This is a genomic window from uncultured Rothia sp., assembly GCF_963507905.1.
Classification (GTDB): Bacteria; Actinomycetota; Actinomycetes; order Actinomycetales; family Micrococcaceae; genus Rothia.
Window position 1 is genome coordinate 61824 of the sequence record NZ_CAUOUU010000009.1, and the last position, 24021, is coordinate 85844.

Sequence of the window (24021 nt, forward strand, 5' to 3'; positions counted from 1 at the left end):
TTTCAGCCCGCCGGTACCGTCCCGATTTTTCTTCCCTGCCTTCTGCGAGTTCTTTTGCCCGGCACCAGGCTTTACGGGGCTTCTTCTCCCCTGTTCGGGGTTTTCTTTTCACGTTTTATCCGCTCGACTTCTTCGCTCGCTTCATCTACTCGCTCGCTTCAATCACCGCACAGTTTTTTGTAGATGGGATAATGATGTCTTCATTCTTCACGCCACGAGGCGCCCCGCGCCACCCGGCGAGCGCCCGCGCGCTCAGCCTGTCGCTACTGTTGGGTTTGAGTCCGCTGGCCGGTATCACCCCGGCGGCACTCGCAACACCGACCCAGGCGGCACCTGAGCAGCAGGCGCAGGCGACCCCAGCCTCCCCCGCTGCAGCTTTGGTTCAGAAACAAGCAGACAATCAGCAGAATCCTGTAGCCCAGGGCGAGCAGACCAGTTCGCTACCGACTCTGCGCGTCACTAGCGGAGCACTAAGAATTTATGCCGGAGGCACGGTGCATGTTGAGGGTGCCGGCTTCACTCCCGAATTCTTGGCGCACCATGAGCTACGTAGCCTCATTATTGCGCCCAAGGGTTCCTCTACCTACGTGGGTCCTCACCAGGAGCCAACATACCAGGGGCCGCGCTTTGACGTTCCGGCGCCTGCCCCAGACGGGACTTTCAGCGCTGACTTGGAAGTATCTTCCAACGGCATACCTGCGGGCATGGAGTACGAAGTTATTTTGACCTACCGCCCGCTAGATGAAGCGCACCCCTATCAGTGGAATACTGAGGATCGTATTCGTACGGCGCTCCCTGTGACGAATGATTTTCCGGCGTCTGTTCTGCCTTCTATTACCTATGATGTGGATTCTATTTCGGAGGAGCAGATTAATTCCGGAAAACCGATTGAAATCAATATGACGGGTTCGGGTTTTGACGGGATGAATAAGCTAAGTTTTACTCTCGTAGAATATGACCCGTCTGCAAATGTTACCCATAAATATATCAAGGAGCTGGAACCTTTTGACCCTTCGGATTCTCCGTATTCTAAGCGTGTTTTTCATGACCTAATTCCTAACGGTCATTTTCAGCATAAAATTACGATTCCTGCCGGTCTTTTGAAATCAGGCAAGGGTTATTATCTGTCGGTACAGGGAGACTCTCCTTCAGGCCCGATTGCTATGAGGCGTGCCTTCCCCTTCGTTCCTGTGGGCAAGAACCCCATGAAAATGCCTTACCAGAGCAATACGTACCGCAATACCCTTCCGAAGGTTTCGCTGTCCCCTCAGACGGTTGACCCGTACCATGAGGGGAAATATAAAGTTACTATTTCTAATATTTCCCCGGAAGTTGATTTGGGGTACTATATCGGGTCAATCAGTGTTTATAATAAAACTGCTCAAAAAACGATTGCCAACCTCAGCGTTAATAGTGACCATTACTATGAACGTGACAAAATTGTGGTCCGTAACCCCGACGGCACCCAAACCGTAGAACTTGAAATTAATGCTGAGGATATTAAAGAGCTACAGGGCGTGTATTTGGGTTCCGAAGCGGAACTGAGGGTCTATTTCTCAGATAATCCTTACTACGGTTCAGAGATTCATAATTTTACGGTTACTGCACCAGTTCGGCTGGCGGATTCCCCTACCCCATTGACCCCTCCCACCCCTGCTGAGGATAAGAAACCTGACAACCCGGTTGGCATGAAGCTCACCTCGGGCACCCTCAACATTTCTCAGGGAGGCACGGTGTCCGTGACGACCTCCCCGTTGAGCCCCGAGTTCCGCTCGAAGTACACGCTGTATGAGTTCGGCATTGTGGAGCGCGGTGAGAATTACCTTGAGCCATATTACGGCAATCCCCTTCCTGAGGCGCAGTACGGCAGCAAGGTTGCCAGCCTCCGTGCTGAGGGTAAGGCCCACGATAATCCTGACGGGAGCGTCACGTTCGCTCTTGACATCCCGAAGCAGTGGATGATGGTTCCGGAGGGTACGCTCTTCGATGTGGTGCTGACTTACTACCCGTCCGATAAGCCTGACCCGCACGACTACCCGTATGAAGATTATCGTCTTACGGCACGAATTCCCTTGCCCACGGTGCGCGACCCTGAGCCTGACCAGCCGACGTACCGCTACAGCATTTCGGCGATTGATAAGCCGTGGCAGGATACGACTCTGACGGTTGAGGGCTACCATATTCTTCCCCCGAATATCGTAGGTGGATACGACAGCCAGGCGTACGTCACTCTGTATGAGGCAGACCCGGCTACCGGAAAGATTATGGGACGCCCTGTTTTCTCCCATGTTGTTCCATTGACGGGCAACTGCTTGCATCACTGTACGGGTTTCCGCAATAACTATTTCGGCACGAAGATGACGATTCCGGCGGGTACGTTGAAGCCGGGCAGGCTCTACATGATTGGTATCTACGGTTCTAATCTGCCTCACCCTGGTGAGGAGGATTATAGCGGTAGTCTGCTGACCAGTGTTGCGCAGTTCCTTCCGGTGCGGTCGGGGCAGCCGAGCGATAACCAGCCGAACCCTGACCAGCCTGTAGCGCGTCCGGATTTGTACATTCCGTATAAGCGCGTCAACCCGTATCAGGAGATGAATACTCTCACCGCGCGTGTCTCGAATCTTCCGAAGCTTGCCGAGGGCTATTACCGTTTCTCGATTCAGGCAACGGATATTTTCGGCGAGCTGACCGGTGAGAAGGCTCTGGAGCAGGTTATTCCCGCTGAGCGCATCCACGATGGTGCCGCTGAGGAGACGCTGAACGTTCCCGGTAGCGCGCTGAATTATGAGGGATCGTACAAGGTTGTTCTAGAGAAGGTAACCCCCGGCAAGAACGGTGCCGCAGATGCGGTCGAGTCGGTGGCTTCTGAGGATCTTGATCTCTTGGCGAATACTGCTGAGGAGCAGAAGGCTGCTGTCGAGTGGGTTAAGCAGCAGGCTCTTCTGGATGAGAGTAAGACTGTGCTGAGTCGCCGCGATGTGACGGTGGCGCTGTACCGTCTGGCGGGTGCGCCTCATGTTGAACTGCCTGCAACCAGCCCATATGCGGATGTGGCGCCGAGCGACCCGGACTACGCCGCGTTCATTTGGGCTCGTCAGAAGGGTATTACGTTCGGCTGGGCGGACGGCAAGTTCCACCCGGAGGCGAACCTTTCGACGCGTTCTGCGGTGGCCTTCCTGTATAGGTACCAGCGGATGGTCGCGCCGGCTCCTGCGCCGGAGTCGAGCAGTGTGCCGCCTTCGTCTGTGCCCAAGAACAGTAGCGTGCCGGGTGATTCTCCGATTCGGGTTTCGCGTTCGCATTGGTCCGATTATGAGCGTACGGATACTGCATTCTGGCGGGAGTCGCTGTGGGCTACTCAGCAGTTCATCTGGGGTTATACGGATTATGATCACCGCTACGCCGAGAGTTTCAGCTCGGACGCTGTTTCCTCTTCGGAGTTCTCGGTCATGCTCTACCGCATGACGCACGGCGGCAGCCGTCTTAGTTAGTTTCGGTGCGTGAGGGGTCTGGCGGGCTGTATTCTTCGAGTCGTTGTGCCGCAGGCTCAACAGCTGGACCTGTCCCGCCCCTAGCATCCTTTACAGGCACCGGCGAGGGGAATCGGGAGCGTTACCTGATGGGAGTCTTCCCGCGAGTAGCGCCCCGGTTTCCCGACCTTTGATTTGCTCAACCTTTTCGCTCGCTTCACTCACCGTATAGTTTTTTGTAGATGGGATAATGATGTCTTCATTCTTCACACCACGAGGCGCCCGGTGCCGCTCAACTGCGCCGCGCCACCCGGCGAGCGCCCGCGCGCTCAGCCTGTCACTGTTGCTGGGTTTGAGCCCGCTTGCGGGTATTACTCCGGCGGCGCTCGCAACACCGGCCCAGGCGGCATCTGACCGGCCGACTCAGGTTGCCCCCGCTCAGGCAGACCCGGAACAGGCGACCCCCGCCTCTCCCGCTGCAGCTTTGAACCAGCGCCAGACAGAAAACCAGCAGAATCCTGTAGCCCAGGGCGAGCAGACCAGTTCGCTACCGACTTTGCGTGTCACCAGTGGCACGTTAAAAATTGAGACTGGTGGCACGGTGCATGTTGAGGGTACTGGATTCACTCCCGAATTCTTGGCACACCATGAGCTGCGTAGCCTCATTATTGCGCCCAAGGGTTCCTCTACCTATGTCGGTCCTTACCAGGAGCCCACATACCAGGGGCCGCGCTTTGATGTTCCGAGGCTTTCAGCAGACGGAACTTTCAGCGCCGACTTGGAAGTATCCTCCAACGGTATACCTGCAGGCATGGAGTACGAAGTTATCTTGACCTACCGTCCGCTGGATGACGCACACCCCTATCAGTGGAGCACTGAGGACCGTATTCGCACAGCACTCGCCGTGACGAGTAATTTCCCGCAGTCTGCTTTGCCTTCTATTACCTATGATGTGGATTCTATTTCTGAGGAGCAGATTAATTCCGGAAAACCGATTGAAATCAATATGACGGGTTCGGGTTTTGACGGGATGAATAAGCTGCGTTTCACCCTTGTGGAAATCGACCCGAATAATCCTGAAAGTTATCATCGTTATTTAGATTTCGAGGATTTAGTTCCTGCAGATTCTCCGTACTTGAAGCGGGTTTTTCATGGTCTGATTCCTAACGGTCGTTTTCAGCGTAAGATTACGATTCCTGCCGGTTTTTTAAAGCCTGGTAAGGGGTATTATCTGAGCGTGGTTGGATCTTATCCCTCTGGGGTTGATTCTTCTCCCTTCGGCATTAACGCTGTAGCGCGCGATTTCCCCTTCATTCCTGTGGGTAAGAACCCCGCGAAAATGCCTTACCAGAGCAATACGTACCGCAATACCCTTCCCAAGGTTTCACTGTCTCCTCAGACGCTTGATCCGTACCATGCAGGGAAATATAAAGTTACTATTTCTAACATTTCTCCGGAAGTTGATTTGGGGTATTACGTCAAATCCGTCGACATTTATAGTAAAACCGCTCGAAAGACTATCGTCGGAATTACTGACATTCCTTACTTTGATTATGACATTATTGTTGTCCGTAACCCTGACGGTACCCGCACCGTAGAACTTGAAATTGACTCTGCAGTCATCAAGGAGTTGCAGAATGTGTACCTTGGTTCTGAGGCAGAGCTGAGGGTAGCTTTCTCAGATTCTCTTTATCAGAAGGGTAGTCACATTTTTACGGTCACTGCGCCCGTGCAGCTGGCTGCTCCTCCGACCCCGATAAATCCTCCCGCATCTGATGAAGTGCGTTTGAGGGTCACTTCAGGTACCCTCAATATTTCTGAGGGCGGCACTGTCTCTGTGACGACTGCACCGCTGAGTGCTGAGTTCCGCAAGAAGTACACGCTCTTCGAGTTCGGCATTGTGGAGCGAGGGAAGGACTACGAGTGGTCAAGCTACGGCAGTAAGCTACCTGAAGCCCAGTACGGTAAGAGAGTCGCTACCCTTCGAAATCAGGGGAAGGTTCATGAAAACCCTGATGGAAGCATTACGTTCACCTTTGATGTTCGCAAGCAAATCTTTGATGTACCCGAGGGCACTCTCTTCGATGTCGTGTTGACGTTCTACCCGTCTGATGAAGCTGAGCCGGATTTGCGTTGGGAGTCGACAGACCGCCGTCTTACGGCACGAGCTTCTCTGCCGGTAGTGCGTGACCCTGAGCCTGTTCAGCCAACGTACCGCTACAGCATTTCGGCGATCGATAAGCCGTGGCAGGATACCACTCTGACAGTTGAGGGCTACCATATCCTCGATCCTCATGCGGTAGGTGGTCATGAATCGGTTGCGCACCTCACCCTCTACGAGGCTGACCCGGCCACCGGAAAGATTATGGGACGCCCTGTTTTCTCCGACATGATTCCGCTGACAAGTTGCGGACAACTTTGCGGCGGATTCCATAATCGTTACTTCAGCACGGAGATGACGATTCCGGCGGGTACGTTGAAGCCGGGCAGGCTCTACATGATTGGTATCTACGGTTCTAATCTGCCTCGTCCTGGCGAAGAGGAGTACAGCGGTAGCCTGCTGACCAGTGTCGCTGAGTTCCTTCCCGTCCGGTCTACGCAGCCTAACCCTGACCAGCCTGTAGCGCGTCCGGACTTGTACATTCTGAATAAGCGCATCAGCCCGTACCAGGAGATGAATACCCTCACCGCACGCGTCTCGAATCTTCCGAAGCTTACCGATGGCCATTACCGTTTCTCGGTTCAAGCGACGGATGATTCTGGCGAGCCAACCGGCGAGAAGGCTCTGGAACAGGTTATCCCTGCTGAACACCTTCTGAATGGTTCTACGGATGAGAAGCTGAATATTCCCGGTAGCGCGCTGAATTATGAGGGGTCTTACAGGGTTGTTCTGGAGAAGGTAATCCCTGGTAAGGACGGTGCCGCGGATGCGGTCGAGCAGGTCACTTCTGAGGGCCTTGAGCTCTTTGTAAGCTACACTGCGGAGCGGGAAGCGGCTGTTGAGTGGGTTAAGCAGCAGGTTCTTCTGGATGATCATAAGGCTGTGCTGAGTCGCCGCGATGTCACGGTGGCGCTGTACCGTCTTGCGGGCGCACCTCATGTTGAGCTGCCTGCAACCAGCCCTTATGCGGATGTAGCCCCGGATGATCCAGACTATGCCGCGTACATTTGGGCTCGTCAGAAGGGTATTACGTTCGGTTGGGTCGATGGTAAGTTCCACCCGGAGGCGAACCTTTCGATTGCCTCGACGGTGGCGTTCCTGTACAGGTACCAACGAGCGCTAACCCCTGCGTCTTCGCCGGAGTCGAGCAGTTTGCCGTCTTCGCCTGTACCGAAGAGCGATACGTCAGATAGCAGTAATGTACCGGAGGAGTCTCCCACACCGGATTCACGTTCGCGCGTGCACTGGCCCGAGTATGAGCGTATGGATACTGCATTCTGGCGGGAATCGTTGTGGGCTACCCAGCAGATTATCTGGGGATACGCAGAATATTATCGAGGCCACGGTGAGAATTTCAGCTTGGATACTGTTTCCTCTTGGCAGTTCTCACTGATGCTCTATCGTATGACGCACGGCGGCAGTCGTCTCAAGTAGTTGCCGTGAAGTAGCTATTTGAGAGTCGCCTCCTGCGGCAACACAGCATGTTGTTGTGTTGCTTTACAATCGGTGTGATGGCGGGCTGAAAATTTCGGGCTAATTCGCCCGGCTTTTCAGCCCGCCAACACTTTCGCTAAGGCCCCTGGTGCCCCCCCCTTTTACTCAACTTTTCGTTCATTTTCACCGTTCATTTCTCCCCTTTCACTCAGCTTTTCCCTCACTCACTTCAATCACCGTACAGAAAACCACTGTGCAGAAAACCCGGTGTGCAAAAACCACCGTGTAGAGAGCCCGGTATAGAAAGCACAGTGCAGAACATTAGATGGGATAACCGTGTCTTCTTTCTTCCGACCAACCACAGCTCAGGGCGCTAAGACGCCTGCCCAGAAAAACCGCCTCCAAAATACCCGGGGTAAGAAGGCAATTAGCCTCTCCCTGCTGCTGGGCATGACCCCGGCTCTGGCGGTCACCCCTGCTGCGCATGCTGATGCGGCACAGACGAAACCCGCACAGGTGGAGCCTGCTCAAGCGGATCCGGCGAGCCCCGTCTCCCCTGCCGCATCGTTGCAGGCAACCCCCGTAGCTGCCGTCCCCGGCGCCGCTGAGGCGGATGCCGCAACCGGTATTAGCGATGCTGACAAGATTGATTTGAAGGTCACTACCGGCACCCTCAACATTTCTCAGGGAGGCACGGTGTCCGTGACGACCTCCCCGTTGAGCCCCGAGTTCCGTAAGAAGTACAAGCTCTTCCAGTTCGGCCTCGTGAACCGTGGTACCGATTACGGGTGGTCCCGTACCAGTGAGGCAACCCAAAATCCCCTGTACCGTGGCAAGGTCGATCATCTTCGAGAAGACGGTATCGTCCACGACAACCCGGACGGAAGCCTCACCTTCACCTTCGAGGTCAAGAAGCAGACCATCCGGGCGATCCCTTCGCCTGCCCTTGACGTGGTGTTGACCTACTACCCGGCGGGCGAGCGCGAGCCGAACGCCGAGGAGTATGAGGATCCCCGTCTTACTGCCCACACTCCGCTCAGCCTGACTCAGGACCCTGAGCCGGGTCAGACTACTTATGTGTACAGCATGCCGGCGATTGATAACCCCTGGGTTGATACGCAGCTGAAGATTGAGGGCTACCATATTCTCTCTAAGCAGCTTCTTGAGCCGGGGAGCGCCCCGGCGTATCTGATGCTGTATGAGGTTGACCCTGCAACGGGAAAGATGGTGGGCAAACCCGTTTTCACGCATGCAGTTCGTTATACGGATTGCGGCGAATACTATTGCTGGAGTTTCCTCAACAACTATTTCTCTGCGGATGTGACAATTCCTGCGGGCACTCTGCAGCCGGGCAAGTCGTACATGATTGGCGTCTACAGCGGCTTCTTCCCGAATCCAGATGAGGAGAAGGTCCCCGGTAGCCTCCTGACGGATGTTGCCCCGTTTATTCCGGTGCGCTCACCCAACTCGAACACCGAGGTGAAGGATGCCGCCCCGGTTCTGCGTGTTGAGCCGCAGCAGAGGGACCAATATTATTCTGATTCACCGCAGGTGAGCCCCTATTGGGAGAAGAACACGTTGCAGGTGCGTGCCGTGAATCTGCCAAAGCTCACCGAGGGCCATTACCGTTTCTCGCTACAGGCTACGGATGCTTCTGGCAATCTGACGGGTCAGAAGGCGCTGGAGCAGGATATTTCGGCTGACCGTATCCAGAGCGGTTACACGGAGGCTACGCTCACTGTTCCCGGTGAGGCGCTGAATTATCAGGGCGGTTACAAGCTGGTGGTGGAGAAGGTTCTTCCCGGTCAGGGTGGTGCCGCGGATTCTGTGCAGCAGGTTGTTTCTACTGACATTGGTTTGGTGGTGAACGCGTTTGAGGAGAGTGAGGCTGCGAAGAGGTGGTACAAGGCTCAACAGCTTCCCAAGTCAGAGTCCTATTCTTCTGAGAATATGACGCGCCGTGATCTAACGGTGGCTCTTTATATGTTGGCGGGCTCGCCGAAGGTTGAGCTTCCGGAGACCAGCCCGTACCCGGATGTTCAGCCCAACGACCCGGACTATGCTGCGATTGTGTGGGCTCGTCAGCAGAGCATTACGTTCGGTTGGGTTGATGGTAATTTCCACCCGGAGGCGAGGGTTTACAATTCTTCGGCAGTGGCGTTCCTGTATAGGTATCAGAGGGCGCAGGGTAAGGTTCCTGCGGCGAAGCCTCGTCCTGTTTCTTCGGCGTCAAAGAAGAGTAGTCTGCCGGGTGGTTCTTCTGAACGCGGGTGGAATACTGTTCTTGGCTGGCATTACTCGTTCCGTAAGGAGTCCCAGTGGGCGATTGATCAGCACATTTGGGGTTATATCAGCGAACAGTCTACCTATGAGGCGTATGTGCCGTCGTTTATTGGGCACACGGAACTCGCTACGATGCTGTACCGCATGGAGCACGGCGGCAGCAGTCTCACATAGTGTCCCGTTCTCGGTGTTAGCTATTTTGGGCAGCTTTCGTCAAATAGGCGACTTTATGGCTCTGTTTATGTGCCATTTTTATTGTGGGTGACTTTTATGTTGCCTTGCCCACCGCATTGTGAATATTCTCAACCTGCAGAGGTTGCATAGGTGTGAATTTTTCGAATGCGGTGGGTTTTTTGTGCTTTCTTTTTTGTACAGTGACCAGTGTTTGTGCTTATCAGCACAATATTTAGGCATATTTTCCACGTCATGCACATACTTTTTAAAGCTATACTTCACCTTAAGATATGCAACAAAACACACAGACATTTTCGCGCTGATGACCTTTCAGGTTCCAGCACGTCTTAACTATTTGCTACGGTGTTTATGCGCACCACACTCGATGCGTGACACCGATAAAAACTGATTGGATTACAATGTCCTCACTTCCCAACCACATGCGCTTTGCGCTACCCAAAAACATGGCTAAGAGCAGCTGTGCCATCACCCTGGCTGGCGCCATGCTCTTGCCTCTCTCCCCCGCGTTTGCCGCACCTGCTGCTCCGGTAGCAGCTCAGGCTGTTGCGCAGGGTGAGGCTCAGGGTGCGCAGCGTCTGCAGGTTACCTCCGGCACTTTTGACATTCTCAAGGGCGGCAACGTGACCGTTAGCGGCTCCGGTTTCTCTAAGGACTTCGTCAAGGGCAAGTCGTTCCGCCTGTACGTTGTTCCGAAGGGTGAAAGCGTTGCTTTCCCGCCGCACCACCCGCGTAATTACCCCTTCTACGTTCAGGATGTTCCCGCCTCCGCTTTTGCGGCTGACGGCACCGTGAACTTGACCGCTTCTATCGGCGCTAACTATCTGGAGGCCAATGGCTCGTCCTTCGATGTTGTGCTCGGTTACCGCGATGACGCTGAAGACGGCTGGATTCCCGCGGATGAGGTTCGTACTGAACTGAAGGTTGCGGATGTTCCCACCGTTGATTCCCCGACCCTGTCGTACGACGCTTCGTCGGTGAATGCTTCTGAGAACACTAAGGTCACCGTGAACGGTGCCGGTTTCCAGAACATTTCGTACAACGGTAGCGAGTCGCTAATTGTGGCGGTTCGTGCGGTTGATCCTGCAACCGGCAAGGCGACCGGCCCGGCGCTGGCTCAGTCGGAGGCTAAGTTCACCTCTTACTCTGCTTTCTTCGGCCAGTACATGGGCTACACCAACGGCCGTTTCTCGACCGTTCTGGACATCCCGGCAGGCACCCTGAAGTCCGGCAGCTCCTATGTTGTGCAGACTTTTGAGTTCAACGTTCCGGAAGATAACGATGAGGCGAACGGCCAGGCGCTGAGCACTCAGGCGTTTGTTCCGGTGAACGGCGAGAACGCTAAGACTGCTTCGCCTTCGGTGTCCCTGAGCACTGACAAGGTTGATCTGAGCTCTTCGACCACTATCCGTGTAAAGGGTAAGGATTTCAAGGTTCCGGCTGGCGCTACCGTGAACGTTCTGTTCTCTGAGGCTGAGGCTGACGGCAACCCGACCGGTGAGGCTCTGGATAGCATCACTCTGAACGCTGACCGCGTGGCAACCGGCGCATTTGAGACGACCGTTAACGTTGACGGCACCAAGCTGGATGAGGATAGCCGCTACGCTATTTTCGTAACCATTAACTACGCCGATGGTCAGCGCGAGCGCATCGCTGCCGATTACCTGACTCTGACTGGTGAGTCTGCGAACAAGAAGGCTCGTGAGCGTTTCGCTGATGTTCCGGCTGCTCACGCGAACCACAAGGCTGTTCTGTGGGCTGCTGATCAGAAGCTGATTGATTCTCGTGAGAAGGATTGGTTCGGCGTTAATAATGATGCAACCCGCGGCGACCTGACCGTTGCGCTGTACCGTTTGGCTGGTTCCCCGAAGGTTAATCTGCCGGCGACTAGCCCGTACGCGGATGTGAAGACTGATGACCCGAACTACGCCGCCTACATTTGGGCTCGTCAGAAGGGCATTACTTTCGGCTGGTCTGACGGTAAGTTCCACGCGAATGCGTCTGTCTCTAACGCTACTGTTGCGGCGTTCCTGTACCGTTTCGATGGTAAGAAGCCGGTTGCTGTGGCTGAGGCACCGTACACCGATGTGAAGGTCGGTTCTGCGTTCTACCGCGAGATCACTTGGGCTAAGCAGCAGAAGCTGCAGGTTTTCCCGGGCTCTGAGTACCACCCGTCTGCGCTGGTGAGCCGTGGTGAGCTGGCTGGTTTCTTGATGAACTACAAGGTCCGCTAGGGTTTTGCTAGTTCACTGGGTTTAGCTTCTAGGTTCTAGAGATTATGCCGGGCTGGCGGCGATGAAACGTTGGTTTTATCCCGCCGGCCCGGCTTTCTGTGTCTCCTGCAGGGCGTTTATGAGGTGCCTGCAAGGTATCTGTAGGGGCGCGTGCGGGACTGTCGCCCGGTGCTGTTCCGCGGTTTTTCGAGGTATTTTTGCCGGCTAACACGCTAATGTGGGCTGTACCGCATGTGGGGCGCGCCTCATGCGGTACCCGCTATTGGGCGGATTTTTGGGGTGCTCTACTCCCCTTTTTTAAGAATGTTCTGTGGAGTGTAAATTAATATTTTTCAAGCTGTGGTTTATGCTTAGGACTGTTGCGCCCCCTTGGTGCGCGCCCTTATCCGGCTGGGTGCGTAGAACTAGAGGGAGCCCATCACACACCGACACATCAACCACATTGAGGATTTATGTCCCAGGATTTTAAGCAGTCGACTGATACTGCCCATAATTCTTCTGCACCTCTGCTGGCACCGGAGGGCACCCCCGAGGCTTCTTCTCAGGCTGAGTCGAAGAAGCGTAAGCGCCGCCGTATTGAGCTGGCTGTTGGCGCTGTGGCGCTGGCGGGTGTTTTGTATCTGCCGTTCTCACCTCTTTTCTCTTTTTATGATCCGTCGGAGGCGCGTCTTTCTTCGGCGGATACTGCTGCGCCGGCGACCGCTTCGGCGACTTCTACTTCTGCTCTGGTGTCGAGTTCTTCGACCCAGGGCCCGAAGATTCTGCGTCCGTCCGTGACCGCGCCGGATGCGAACACTATTTTTGCTGATGCTCCCGAGGATTCTTCATACTATGCGGGTATCCGTTGGGCTGTTCGTACCCAGACGATGGAGCCGCTTTCTGAGGACCATTTTGGTGCTGAGGATCCAGTGACTCGTGGCGAGTTGATCACCATGTTCTATAAGCTGGCGGGTTCGCCAGCGGTGACCCGTCCGGAGCATTCGCCGTATGCGGATGTTGATGAGTCTGACCCGAACTATGATGCGTACCTGTGGGCGCGTCAGGAGCGTATTACGTCCGGTTGGATTGATGGTAAGTTCCATGCGGAGGCGCGCCTGTCGAATGCTTCTGCTGCGGCTTTGTTGTACCGTGCTGATGGTGCGCAGAAGATTCAGATGTCGGGTACTTCCCCGTTTAGCGATGTTTCGTCTGCGACTCCGTTCTACCGTCAGATTGTGTGGGCGTCTCGCCATGGCGTGTCGACGGTGTCTGAGGGTAATGCTTTTGAGCCGACGGCTCAGACGTCTCGTGGTCGTGTTGCGATGATGATGTACCTGTACTTCCGCACTTCGTAGTTTTTACACTGCCTAGTTTTAGCGCTTGGTTAGTGTGTGTTTGGTGGCCCCGTACTCCTTGAATGGAGTGCGGGGCCGCTTGTGTTTTTGAAGACTGTTGTTTTGAGGACTGTGCGCGGGGTTCAGCATGCTGGGTTCAGTTTTTAACGGCTGGTCAACCTGGGAAAACCCTCAGAACCTTCAAGTCTCTCTTGAGTGTTTCCTGACTTCTATTCGCCCCTTTGATAGGGTGAAATTGTCCCCGAAATTGACGGGGATATTCGACCACTTCTCATTGGGTTGGCGCAGATTCGACGAAGATTTCTCACTCCCTTTTAGAAACTGCATTGGCGCGATGGGTTCGACCGATAAGGAATGATTATGTCCGCTCTTCCGAATTTCAAGGCTTCGTCCTTCTTCCGTGCAGCACGGGGTTGCGGTGCATTGGCGTTGGCTGGCGCGATGGTTTTGCCGATGGCTCCGGCGCTTGCCCAGAATGTTGCCGCAGATGCTCCTGCAGTTGCGGCGGCTGGTTCTCTGCCGGCTGACCCTGCTCCGAAGGCCGCTGTCGCCCAGAAGACTGATGCTTTCGCCCCGCACTGGCGCTACAACGCTCTGAAGGATACCGGTAACGATCAGGTTCTGAACTTCTCAGGTTGGGGTTTCAATGGCGATATTAACTCCCCGAAGGGTGTTCAGATTGTTGTGCGTGAGAAGACCCTGAGGGCGCGGGTTCTGGCGGTTAGCGACATCATCGAATATAACCACGAGGAACTGGCTTTTGCTTACCAGGGCGGCTATGTGACCGGTACCGTCAATATTCCGGCGAACACCCTGAATAAGGCAAAGCAGTACGTTGTCGAGGTGTGGGGCAACAACGGCTACGAGGGCGACGAGTTCATTACCCCCGTCGTGGGTAAGGCACCCGAGGGTCATGGCACCCTGCTCGCTTCTCAGACGCTGAACTTTAACGGTTCCGATGGTTCGCAGGCTGCGGATGTTCCGGGCGCTAAGGCTGTCCAGGAGGACGCTCCGACATTCGACGTTCTGTACGACGGCAAGAATCCGCTACTGTACACCTTTGAGGGCGGCACCGTCCACGTGAAGGGTTCGGGTTTCACCAAGGAGTGGCGTGAAAAGCACGGCAATGTAGCGGTTTACCTGGCCGCTTCTCAGGGTGTTCCCGATGGTGACCTTCTGCCCGCTGATGATACGCCGCTCCGTTTTGAGGAGGGTAAGGACTTCACCATTGCCGAGGATGGCACCCTGGATGCTCAGCTGACGGTCAAGCCGGACGTGCTTCAGCGCTACTACGAGCCTCGCAACTACTTCCCCGGTATCCCGCGTTACGAGGTGCGTTACGAGGTTGACCTGGTTGCTGAGAAGCAGGGTCAGCCCCCGCTGACCGTTGAAGATCTGTGGGCTGGCAAGAACGTGGTGCGCCGTATTGCGGTGCATACTCAGGCGTTCCGCCCCAGCCCGTTTGCCCCCGAGGTGAAGTACAAGGCTCTGGGCGACACCACCGCGGATCAGGATATTTACTTCTCGGGTACCGGCTTCTACGGTGAGATTGCTTCCCCTAAGGGTGTTCAGTACGTAATCCGTGAGAAGGGTTCGAACACCCCGGTTCTGGCGACGAGCGACCTCATTGAGTACAACCATCACGACCGCGCCTTTGAGTTTGTGAATGGTGAGCTGTCCGGTAGCGTAAAGGTTCCGGCGAACACTCTGGATCCCGCGAAGAAGTATGTCGTAGAGGTTTGGGGTAACAACGGTTACGAGAACGGCGAGTTCGTCGCCCCCGTTGTGGGTAAGGCACCCGAGGGCCGCGGTACTCTGCTGGCTTCTCAGGACCTGAAGTTCAAGGGCTCTGACGCTGTTGAGGATAAGAAGCCTAGCTTGACCGATGAGCAGCGTAAGGAGCGCGCTACCCGCGGTGAGCTGGCGGTGGCTCTGTACCTTCAGGCCGGCGCGCCCGAGGTGAAGCTGCCCGAGACCTCCCCCTGGCCGGATGTGAAGACTGACGACCCGAACTACGCTGCGTACATTTGGGTTCGTGAGAAGGGTATCAGCTACGGCTGGTCGGACGGCAAGTTCCACGCGGACGCTGGCATCTCGAACGCTACCGTTGCAGCGTTCACTTACCGCGCGGCTGGTTCTCCTGCGGTGACGGGTAATTCCCCCTACGTGGATGTTAAGCCTGGTTCTGCGTTCTACCGTGAGATTCTGTGGGCTAGCCAGAATTTGACTACGGTGTACGGTGGTCAGTATTTCATTCCTCAGCAGCTGCTGACTCGCGGTCATCTGGAGACTGTCCTGGCTGCTTTCCAGTCTCGCTAAACATAGCCAGCTGAACACCCCCGTGTTCCCGAGCAGGTTTTCTGCCCAGGAGCGCGGGGCTCTGTTTTTGGGGTTTAGCGTGCTGAGTTTAGCGTGCTGGGTTCTCAGTTCTTAGTGGCTGGTCAACCTGTGAGAACCCTCAGAACCTTCAAGTTTTTCTTGAGCGTTTCCTGACATCTGTCCAACCCTTTGATAGGGTGAAAATGTCCCCGAAACCGACGGGGATATTCGACCACTTTTCTCATTGGGTTGGCGCAGATTCGACGGAGATTTCTCACCCCGAAACCCTATGAAACTGCATCATCCCGGTGGGTACGACCCGTAAGGATGATGTATGTCCTCGCTTCCGAACTCTAAGTCTTCGTTCCTCCGTGCGGCGCAGGGTTGCGGCGCACTGGTGCTGGCTGGTGCGATGGTTCTGCCGATGACTCCGGCACTCGCCCAGGATGCGGCACCTGCTGCTAATGCACCGGCGGCAAATGCTGTGACCCCCAAGCCTGCGGCTCAGGATGTTGCCGCGCAGCCGACGTACTCCACCGACTATGACACCATTTTTTACACCGGTGAGGGCGGCACCGTGACCCTGAAGGGTACCGGTTTCACCAAGGAATGGCGTGAGCAGCACGGCACCGTTGTCTTCTACATTGCCGCTACGAAGGATCGCCCCGGTAACGCAGAGCCTTCAACCTCGATGCTTCGCTTTGAAGAGGGTAAGGACTTCACCATTGCCGATGACGGCACTTTTGAGGCAAAGCTGACCATCAAGGCTAAGGCTCTGGAGAGTTTCTACACTCCCATCGATTATTTCCCGGGTATCACCCTGGATGAGGTGCGTTACGAGACGGGTATTTTGACCGAGGCTAAGGGCCAGCCGCAGTCGAGCATTGAGGATATTTGGGCTCGCAAGAACGTTATCGCCCACCACCCGATGTACACCCGCGCCTACCATCCTGAAGTCATGGCACCTAAGTGGAAGTATGATGCTCTGAAGGACACCACGAAGGATCAGGAACTGCTGGTCCAGGGTGAGGGTTTCGTTGGTGAGGAGCTGCCCGGCCGTGAGGGTGCCATGTACGTGATTCGTGAGAAGGGCACCGGCACCCCCGTCCTGGCGATGAGCGATATGAAGTCCTACTATGAAGGTCCCGATGGCGTAACCCGCCTGGAGGGAGGCACTCTTTACCGCACCATCAAGATCCCCGCAAACACCCTGGATTCGTCTAAGCAGTACGTCATTGAGGCGTGGAGCGACTACGACTACGACCTCACCAAGAAGGACAGGCCTCTCATCACCCCGATTGTGGGTTTGGCGCCGGAGCACCGCGGTGTTCTTATGGGCCGTCAGGATCTGAAGTTTGAGGGTGTTCCGGACTTCATGGATGCTACTGCGCCCGCGCGAGAATACAAGACCTTCACCTCGAAGCTCACCTACCAGGAGCAGCAGCAGCGCGCTACTCGCGGCGAGTTGACTGCGGCGCTGTACGCTCAGGCTGGTAGCCCCAAGGTGAACCTCCCTAAGACCTCCCCCTGGCCGGATGTGAAGACCACCGACCCGAACTACGCCGCCTACGTGTGGGCTCGTCAGAAGGGCATTACTTTCGGCTGGTCTGATGGTAAGTTCCACGCGGATGCCGGCATTTCGAACGCTACCGTTGCGGCGTTCACCTACCGCGCAGCGGGTTCCCCGGCTGTTTCCGGTGTTTCTTCGTTCACGGATGTTAATCCGAGTTCCGCCTTCTACCGTGAGATTCTGTGGTCCACGCAGCAGTATGTCATCAATCCGGATTTCGGCGCTTTTAATGCGACGGACCTGGTGAATCGTGGTCAGCTGGAGCAGATGCTGTTCAACTTCCAGAATCGAGCTAAGTAGAACGGTGCCAAGTAGAACCACGCTGAGTAAGGCGGACTAGTTCTGAGCTGAATACCCCGTGTTCTCGAACAGGTTTTCTGTTTGGGAGCGCGGGGTTTCAGCGTTTAACAGCTACTCACTGTGTGAGATTTTCGAAAACCTTAAAGCGTTCCTTGAGTGTTTCCTGACAACTGTTCAACACTTTGCTAGGGTGGGAGTACTCCCGAAACCGACGGGGGTACTCAACCACTTTTCTCATAGGGTGTATGCAGATTCAACGGCGAATTCCCTACCCGCCGGTGAGCTCGCACCACCTCAGATTGCGCCTCCCCGGATTGCACAGCTCTGGACTGCACAGCCCCGGAGAAACGACTTTAAGGATGTCTCATGTCCTCACTTCCGAACTCTAAGTCTTCATTCCTGCACGCGGCTCGCAACTGCAGTGCACTGGCGCTGGCGGGCGCAATGGTTCTGCCGATGACCCCGGTTCTCGCGCAGGATGCAGCACCCGCCGCAAACGCACCTGTGGCTAACGCGCCGACTGCCAATACCCCTGCAACCCAGAATGTTGCGGCTGAGCCGTCTTTCACCGTTGATTATGGGGAGTACGACTTCCTGGACGGACGTGACCTCTTCAGGAAAAAGAGCGACGCCCTGTACACCGGTGAGTACAACGAAATGACGGTGAAGGGCACCGGTTTCACCAAGGAGTGGCGCGAGCAGCACGGCACCGTGGTCATCTATATTGCTGCTACTCAGGACCGTCCTGGTAATGTGGAGCCTTCCACGTCGATGCTTCGTTTTGAAGAGGGTAAGGACTTCACCATCGAAGATGACGGCACCTTTGACGCTTACCTGAAGATCAAGCCCGACACTTTGGAGAGTTACTACCCCCTCACGGAGTACGCCCCGGATATGACCCTGGAGAAGGTGCGTTACGAGGTCGGTATCCTTGCCGAACCTAAGGGTCAGCAGCAGTCGACCGTTCAGGATATTTGGGCTCGCAAGAATGTTGTGGCTCATCAGGCTCTGAACGCCAATGATTATCACCCTGGTACGTTCTCACCCATGTTTAAGTACGATGCTCTGAAGGACACCACGAAGGATCAGGAGCTGCTGATTCAGGGCGTGGGCTTCAACGGGGATCTCTATGGATCGAAGGGCATGATGTACCTCATTCGTGAGAAGAGTACCGGCTCCCCTGTCTTGGCCATGAGTGACATAAAGTACTACCAATACGACAAGGAAACCTACTCGAACATTCTGGAGGGAGGCTTCGCTTTCGTCACCATCAAGATTCCGGCGAACACTCTGGACCCTTCCAAGCAGTACGTTATTGAGGCGCGGAGTGATTACGGCTATGCCAGCGAGACGGATAAGACTCTGATCACCCCGCTGGTGGGTTATGCACCGGAGCACCGCGGTGGCTATTTGGCCAGTTTGGACTTGAAGTTCGAGGGTGTTCACCAGTTCACGCTTGCTAACCCTCGCGATGTACGCCGTGAGACCTTTTCGACAAATCTTTACGGCGATGAAGATAAACAGCCCGCTACCCGCGGCGAGCTGGTTTCCTACCTTTATAGGTTGAAGGAAAGCCCCAAGGTGGACCTCCCGGCGGTCTCCCCGTGGCCGGATGTGAAGACGGACGACCCGAACTACGCCGCATACATTTGGGCTCGTGAAAAGGGTGTTACCTTCGGCTGGTCGGACGGCAAGTTCCACGCGGATGCCGGCATTTCGAACGCTACCGTAGCTGCGCTGACCTACCGTGCGGCTGGTTCGCCGGAGGTGCAGGGTGTTTCGTCCTTCCCGAATATTACGCCGAGTTCCGCGTTCTACCGCGAGATTCTGTGGGTGACTCAGCAGAGTATTATCAATCCTGGGGGCGGCGTGTTTGATTCAGCATCCCCCGTGACTCGTGGCGAGCTGGAATGGATGATGTACTATTTTTCGACTCGTTTTCTTCACCCTGAGCAAAATTAATTAAGTAAGCCGGACTGGCTCTAGCCTTAGTACCCCGTGAACCCTGAGAGTCTTCTTCTCAGGATGCACGGGGTTCGGTTTTTATCGGCTGATCAACCTGTGAAATACCTCAGAACCTTCAAGCTTCTCTTGAGTGTTTCCTGACATCGTTTAGAGGGTTTGATAGGGTGAAAATGTCCCCGAAACCGACGGGGCTTCCAACCACTTTTCTCATAGGGTGTATGCAGATTCAACGGCGAATTCCCTACCCGCCGGTGAGCCGGCACAGCTCCACGAGAAACAACTTTTAAGGATGTATTATGTCCTCGCTTCCGAACTCTAAGTCCTCTTTCCTCCGCGCAGCTCAGGGTTGCGGCGCGCTGGCGTTGGCTGGTGCCATGGTTCTGCCGATGGCCCCGGCGCTGGCTCAGAATGCGGCTCCTGCCGCTGATGCAGCCGTTGCTGCCGCTACCCCGCAGGCTGCTCACCAGGACGCTGCGGATACCCCGACCCTGAACGTTTCCATCCCTGACGGTTACAAGTACGACGGCGTGAACCCCTTCCTCATCACGACCGAGGGCGGTACCGTCCATGTGAAGGGCGCAGGCTACACCAAGGAGTGGCGCGCTCAGCACGGTACCGTGGCGCTGTACATTGCTCCCGCGAACTACGCACCGTCTGGCTACGAGATTCCGACTTCGAAGATGCTGCGCTTTGTGGAGGGTCAGGACTTCACCGTTGCCGATGACGGCACTTTTGAGGCTGACCTGAAGGTTGAGGCGTACGATCTTGCCGCCTACTACTTCGTTGATGATGACAACTTCCACGATCCGACCGGCGGCACCAAGTACGATGTCCGCTACGAGATTCACGTGGTTTCTGAGCAGAAGGGCCAGAAGCCTCTGACCGCTCAGGAGCTGTGGACCAGCAAGAACGTGGTAAGCACTCAGGTGCTGAACACTCTGGGTGAGAAGCCTGCGCCGTTCGCACCGCGCCTGAGTTACAACGCTGTGGCTGATACCGCAAAGTCGCAGGATTTGAACGTTGGTGGCCAGGGGTTCAACGGCGATATTCACTCCGTTAAGGGTGTCCAGTTCGTGGTTCGCGAGAAGGGCTCGAACACCCCGGTTCTGGCAACCAGCGACATTATCGAGTTTGACCACCCCACCCAGGCTTCGGCGTACCGTGACGGCAACCTGAACGGTACCGTGAATCTTCCGGCAAACACTCTGAATGCTTCGAAGAAGTACGTGATTGAGGTTTGGGCTAACGACGGTTACAGCGAGACGGGCGAGCTGCTCGCGCCGGTCGTGGGCAAGTCCACTGAGGGCCGCGGTACCCTGCTCGCATGGCAGGACCTGGATCTGAACGGCACGAACGGTTACAAGGATGCAAACCTGCCCAACGCTCAGGATCCCAAGAAGGACGACAACCAGAAGCCTGATCCTTCCGATGAGAAGCTGAAGACCCCCGCAACTCGCGGTGAGCTCGCAGCTGCCCTGTACATCCAGGCGGGTACTCCCGAGGTGAAGCTGCCCGAGACTTCCCCGTGGCCGGATGTGAAGACCGACGACCCGAACTTCCCCGCCTACGTGTGGGCTCGTCAGAAGGGCATTACTTTTGGCTGGTCGGACGGTAAGTTCCATGCTGATGCCGGCATTTCGAATGCTACTGTTGCGGCGTTCGCCTACCGTGCGGCTGGTTCGCCCGCAGTGACGGGCAACTCCCCCTACAGCGATGTGGCTCCCGGTTCGGCGTTCTACCGCGAGATTCTGTGGGCTCAGCAGAACAAGGTGGTGCTGAACGCTAGCGGCGCTTTTGATGCTCAGCACATGGTGACTCATGGTGAGTTGGAGACTCTGATTGAGGCGTTCCAGGCTCGCGCTAAGTAAGGTCATTTAGACCGCCTGCGCTTGGCACCCCAAGCCCTGCAGAGTATTGCTCCCGCAGAAGTAATGCCCGGTCTGCACGTTCCCGTCAGGATCCTTGATGAGAGGTTCCTGTCGGGTTCGTATAGACCGGGCTTTACTGTGCCTAAATTTTTGAAGACTGCTTCTTGGTAGCTATTCAGCGGCTATTTTTCAGCGCTTACTTTTCAGCCAGGCTAGTCCATGCGGCGGCGGGTTCGGTGCTTGCCGAGTGCGCATCCTGACCGGTTGCCACGCCGGTGGAGACGGTGAAGTCCCACGGGTCGGTGTTGAGCGCGGACAGCTTCGTTTCGATGCCGTAGCCGCGCTCGGCGAGCAGGGCACGCAGACGGTCAGCCGCCGAACGCAACCACAGCGATTCACTGGCCGGATGGGAGCAATCAATCAGCGCGATGTTGCTGCCGTCAACTCGTGCCGTTTCGCGGAATTCGCTGGCGGGGTGGTGACGCAGGTCTGCGGTAATGTAGACCTGCGCGTCAGTGGCGCGCACCGCGTCGAAGAGGGAATCACCGGCACCACCGCAGAGGGCGACGCGGCGGATCAGCTGGTCGGCGCGTCCCGCAATGCGCAGGCCACCGGCGGTTGCGGGCAGTGCCGCTGCGAGGCGTTCCGCGAGTTCCTTGAGGGTGATTTCTTCAGGTAGGGTGCCGATGCGGCCGGTGCCTACCGCGTGTTCCTGCCCGTCGAGTACCTGGGTTTGCGCTTCGGTGAGCGGTTCGCGATCGATCAGGCCGATAGCGTCACAGAGTGCTTCGTTTACGCCTTCGACGGCGGCATCTGCGTTGGTGTGCGCGCCGAGCAGACCGCATCCGCCTTCGATGAGGGTGTGTAGCACGTTGCCCTTGTAGTCACTGTCGGGGATGAACTTTGCGCCGCGGAGCAGCAACGGGTGGTGGGTGATGAGTAGCTGTGCGCCTTCGACTACGGCTTCTTCAGCGGTGGCGGTGAGGGCATCCACTGCGAAAAGGACGGTGCTCACTTTAGCGGCGGCGCGACCGGCAACGAGACCGGAGGCATCCCAACCGGCGGCGAGCTGCGGCGGGAAGAGCGTGTGGAAGGCGTCAACGACTTCTGCGAGGGTGGGGGTTTCTAGTTTTTCAGTCATACCTCTATTGTGGCAGGTGGCGCGGCGGTAACTCGGGAATATTATGCGGCTCAGCGGTGTTCTTCAGGTAGTGTGGATTTATAGTTCGAGGAGGAATCATGACTGATGTTGTTCTTGCCGGCGGCTGTTTCTGGTGCCTGGATGCGGTGTACCGCCAGTTCCGCGGGGTTGAGGCGAGCGTCTGCGGCTACACGGGTGGCGAGACTCCCGACCCTGATTATCGTTCGGTGTGCTCGGGTGCGACCGGCCATCAGGAGGCGCTGAAGCTCAGCTTTGACCCGCAGGTGATTGACCTGGATACGGTGTTGGATATTTTCTTCACGAGCCACGACCCGACCAGTTGGGATCGTCAGGGCGCGGATACCGGTTCGCAGTACCGTTCGGTGCTTTTCTACGCTGATGAGCAGCAGCGTGAGGCGTTTGAGCGTGCGGTGGCGCGTGCTCAGCAGCTGTATTCCTCCCCGATTGTTACGGAGCTTAAGCCGCTGGGTGTGTTCTATGAGGCTGAGGAGTATCACCAGAATTATTACGCGTTGAATCCGGCGCAGGGTTATTGTGCGTTTGTGGTGAGCCCGAAGGTAGCTCATGCGCGCCGTAATTTTGCGCATTTGCTCCGCTAGGTTGCACGTCTCTCCTGTTGTTTTGCCCCGCGGCTGTTGTTCTTTCTTCGAAAATATTCGGAATAACGGCCGCGGGGTTTCTTCGTCTATGCCCGTCTGTGCTCCCCTGTGCTCGGCTGTGTTCGGCTACTTGATGTTCGCCTGTGTTTTCCGGTGGCTCTAAGGTGCGCCCGGTATGATGGGGGTGTCGACTCACTCCCCCCCCTCATCTGTTGACCTCTTCGAAAGACTGCTGATGACTAGCTCTTCTTCTAAGTCCATCGCTTTGAGCCGCCGCGCCGTATTGGGTGTGGGCGGTATTGGTCTTGCCGCTGTGGTGTCTGCGTGTGCGCGTACGGTGCATCCGCCAGCTGATGTTGCTGAGTCTGGCTCGGCGAGCGCGAGTGCTTCAGCGAGCCCGTCTGCTTCGTCGGCGCTACCGCCTGCGAATAAGTCGTATCAGGGTAAGGTCACCTTCGATAACTTTGAGAAGAACGGCGAGTATGTTCCTGCCACGGCTGAGCAGAAGGCGCAGAACGTACCCAAACCGATCATGCCAGAGAAGGTGCAGGAGCTGAGTATTGACGGTATTTATGCGCTGATTGGTTATTGGATTTCTAGTTTTAATTATTTGGCGTTGACGGGTGATATTGAGCCGTTGAAGAAGACGGACCCGAGCAGCGATTATTATAAGGAGCTTGAGCCGATGGTTAAGCTCTATGAGACGGGGCGCGGCTGGATTTATGACACGAGTGAGCCGATGTCTGTGTACCTGTTGACGGATACTCCCACGCAGATTGAGGGCGACCGTATTCGTTATTTCTGGCGTGCTCGTTCCCTAGTTGATCAGAATGCGAAGAGGCATCTGACGGAGGGCGATAACCGCGATAAGTCCCTTGTGGGGGCTGAGGATTCTCAGGGCCAGGCGATGCGGATTGTTGTGGAGTATAAGGAGGGTGCTTGGTTTATGAGCACTCAGAAGGATAAGGATGCTGATAAGAGCTCGGATTCTGCGAGCCCTTCGGCTTCCTAGTGCACTAATTGCAGCTTTTTGATCTTTTCTCTGCAAAAGGATACAAGTAGCGATATTTGATATCTATTTGCGCGTTTAGGGTATGATAAGGGTGTCAACTCACTCTCTTTCCTTTGTT

At 55.8% G+C, this 24021-nt stretch carries 12 protein-coding genes; 11 read left to right on the forward strand and 1 reads right to left on the reverse strand.

The genetic code is table 11. From position 1 onward, the window contains the following. Positions 1-191: 191 nt before the first annotated feature. From RQ593_RS06865 to RQ593_RS06905, 9 genes are all read left to right on the forward strand, one after another. Positions 192-3491 (forward strand): S-layer homology domain-containing protein, encoded by a 3300-nt coding sequence (locus RQ593_RS06865; protein WP_311450165.1) that lies wholly within the window; start codon positions 192-194, stop codon positions 3489-3491. Between the two features lie 229 nt (positions 3492-3720). After that, positions 3721-7065: an S-layer homology domain-containing protein gene (locus tag RQ593_RS06870; RefSeq protein WP_311450166.1), complete on the forward strand. Its 3345-nt coding sequence runs from the start codon at positions 3721-3723 to the stop codon at positions 7063-7065. Positions 7066-7401: 336 nt separating this feature from the next. Continuing rightward, the gene (locus RQ593_RS06875) at positions 7402-9522 is read left to right on the forward strand and encodes a peptidase (protein WP_311450167.1); all 2121 of its coding nucleotides are present in this window, start codon (positions 7402-7404) and stop codon (positions 9520-9522) included. Between the two features lie 419 nt (positions 9523-9941). Further along, complete coding sequence (locus RQ593_RS06880; protein ID WP_311450168.1) at positions 9942-11774, forward strand: S-layer homology domain-containing protein; 1833 nt, start codon at positions 9942-9944, stop codon at positions 11772-11774. A 452-nt stretch (positions 11775-12226) separates the two neighbouring features. Continuing rightward, complete coding sequence (locus tag RQ593_RS06885) at positions 12227-13108, forward strand: S-layer homology domain-containing protein (RefSeq protein WP_311450169.1); 882 nt, start codon at positions 12227-12229, stop codon at positions 13106-13108. A gap of 360 nt (positions 13109-13468) precedes the next feature. After that, a complete protein-coding gene (locus tag RQ593_RS06890) occupies positions 13469-15427 on the forward strand; it encodes a gluconolactonase (protein ID WP_070690167.1) in 1959 nt (652 codons plus the stop codon). Positions 15428-15761: 334 nt separating this feature from the next. Beyond that, positions 15762-17297: an S-layer homology domain-containing protein gene (locus RQ593_RS06895; protein ID WP_070688840.1), complete on the forward strand. Its 1536-nt coding sequence runs from the start codon at positions 15762-15764 to the stop codon at positions 17295-17297. 366 nt (positions 17298-17663) lie between these two features. Continuing rightward, positions 17664-19259 (forward strand): hypothetical protein, encoded by a 1596-nt coding sequence (locus tag RQ593_RS06900; RefSeq protein ID WP_049349969.1) that lies wholly within the window; start codon positions 17664-17666, stop codon positions 19257-19259. 299 nt (positions 19260-19558) lie between these two features. Next, complete coding sequence (locus tag RQ593_RS06905) at positions 19559-21130, forward strand: gluconolactonase (RefSeq protein WP_294645801.1); 1572 nt, start codon at positions 19559-19561, stop codon at positions 21128-21130. A gap of 196 nt (positions 21131-21326) precedes the next feature. Here RQ593_RS06905 and RQ593_RS06910 read toward each other — a convergent pair whose 3' ends face one another. Continuing rightward, positions 21327-22271, reverse strand: coding sequence for a Nif3-like dinuclear metal center hexameric protein (locus RQ593_RS06910; RefSeq protein WP_049337723.1), 945 nt, complete (start codon positions 22269-22271; stop codon positions 21327-21329). 98 nt (positions 22272-22369) lie between these two features. Here RQ593_RS06910 and msrA point away from each other — a divergent pair, with 98 nt between their 5' ends. Further along, positions 22370-22891 carry a peptide-methionine (S)-S-oxide reductase MsrA gene (msrA, locus tag RQ593_RS06915; RefSeq protein WP_311450170.1) on the forward strand — a complete coding sequence of 174 codons (522 nt, stop codon included), beginning with the start codon at positions 22370-22372 and terminating at the stop codon, positions 22889-22891. Between the two features lie 235 nt (positions 22892-23126). Beyond that, positions 23127-23903: a DUF6318 family protein gene (locus tag RQ593_RS06920; protein ID WP_311450171.1), complete on the forward strand. Its 777-nt coding sequence runs from the start codon at positions 23127-23129 to the stop codon at positions 23901-23903. Positions 23904-24021 lie beyond the last annotated feature (118 nt).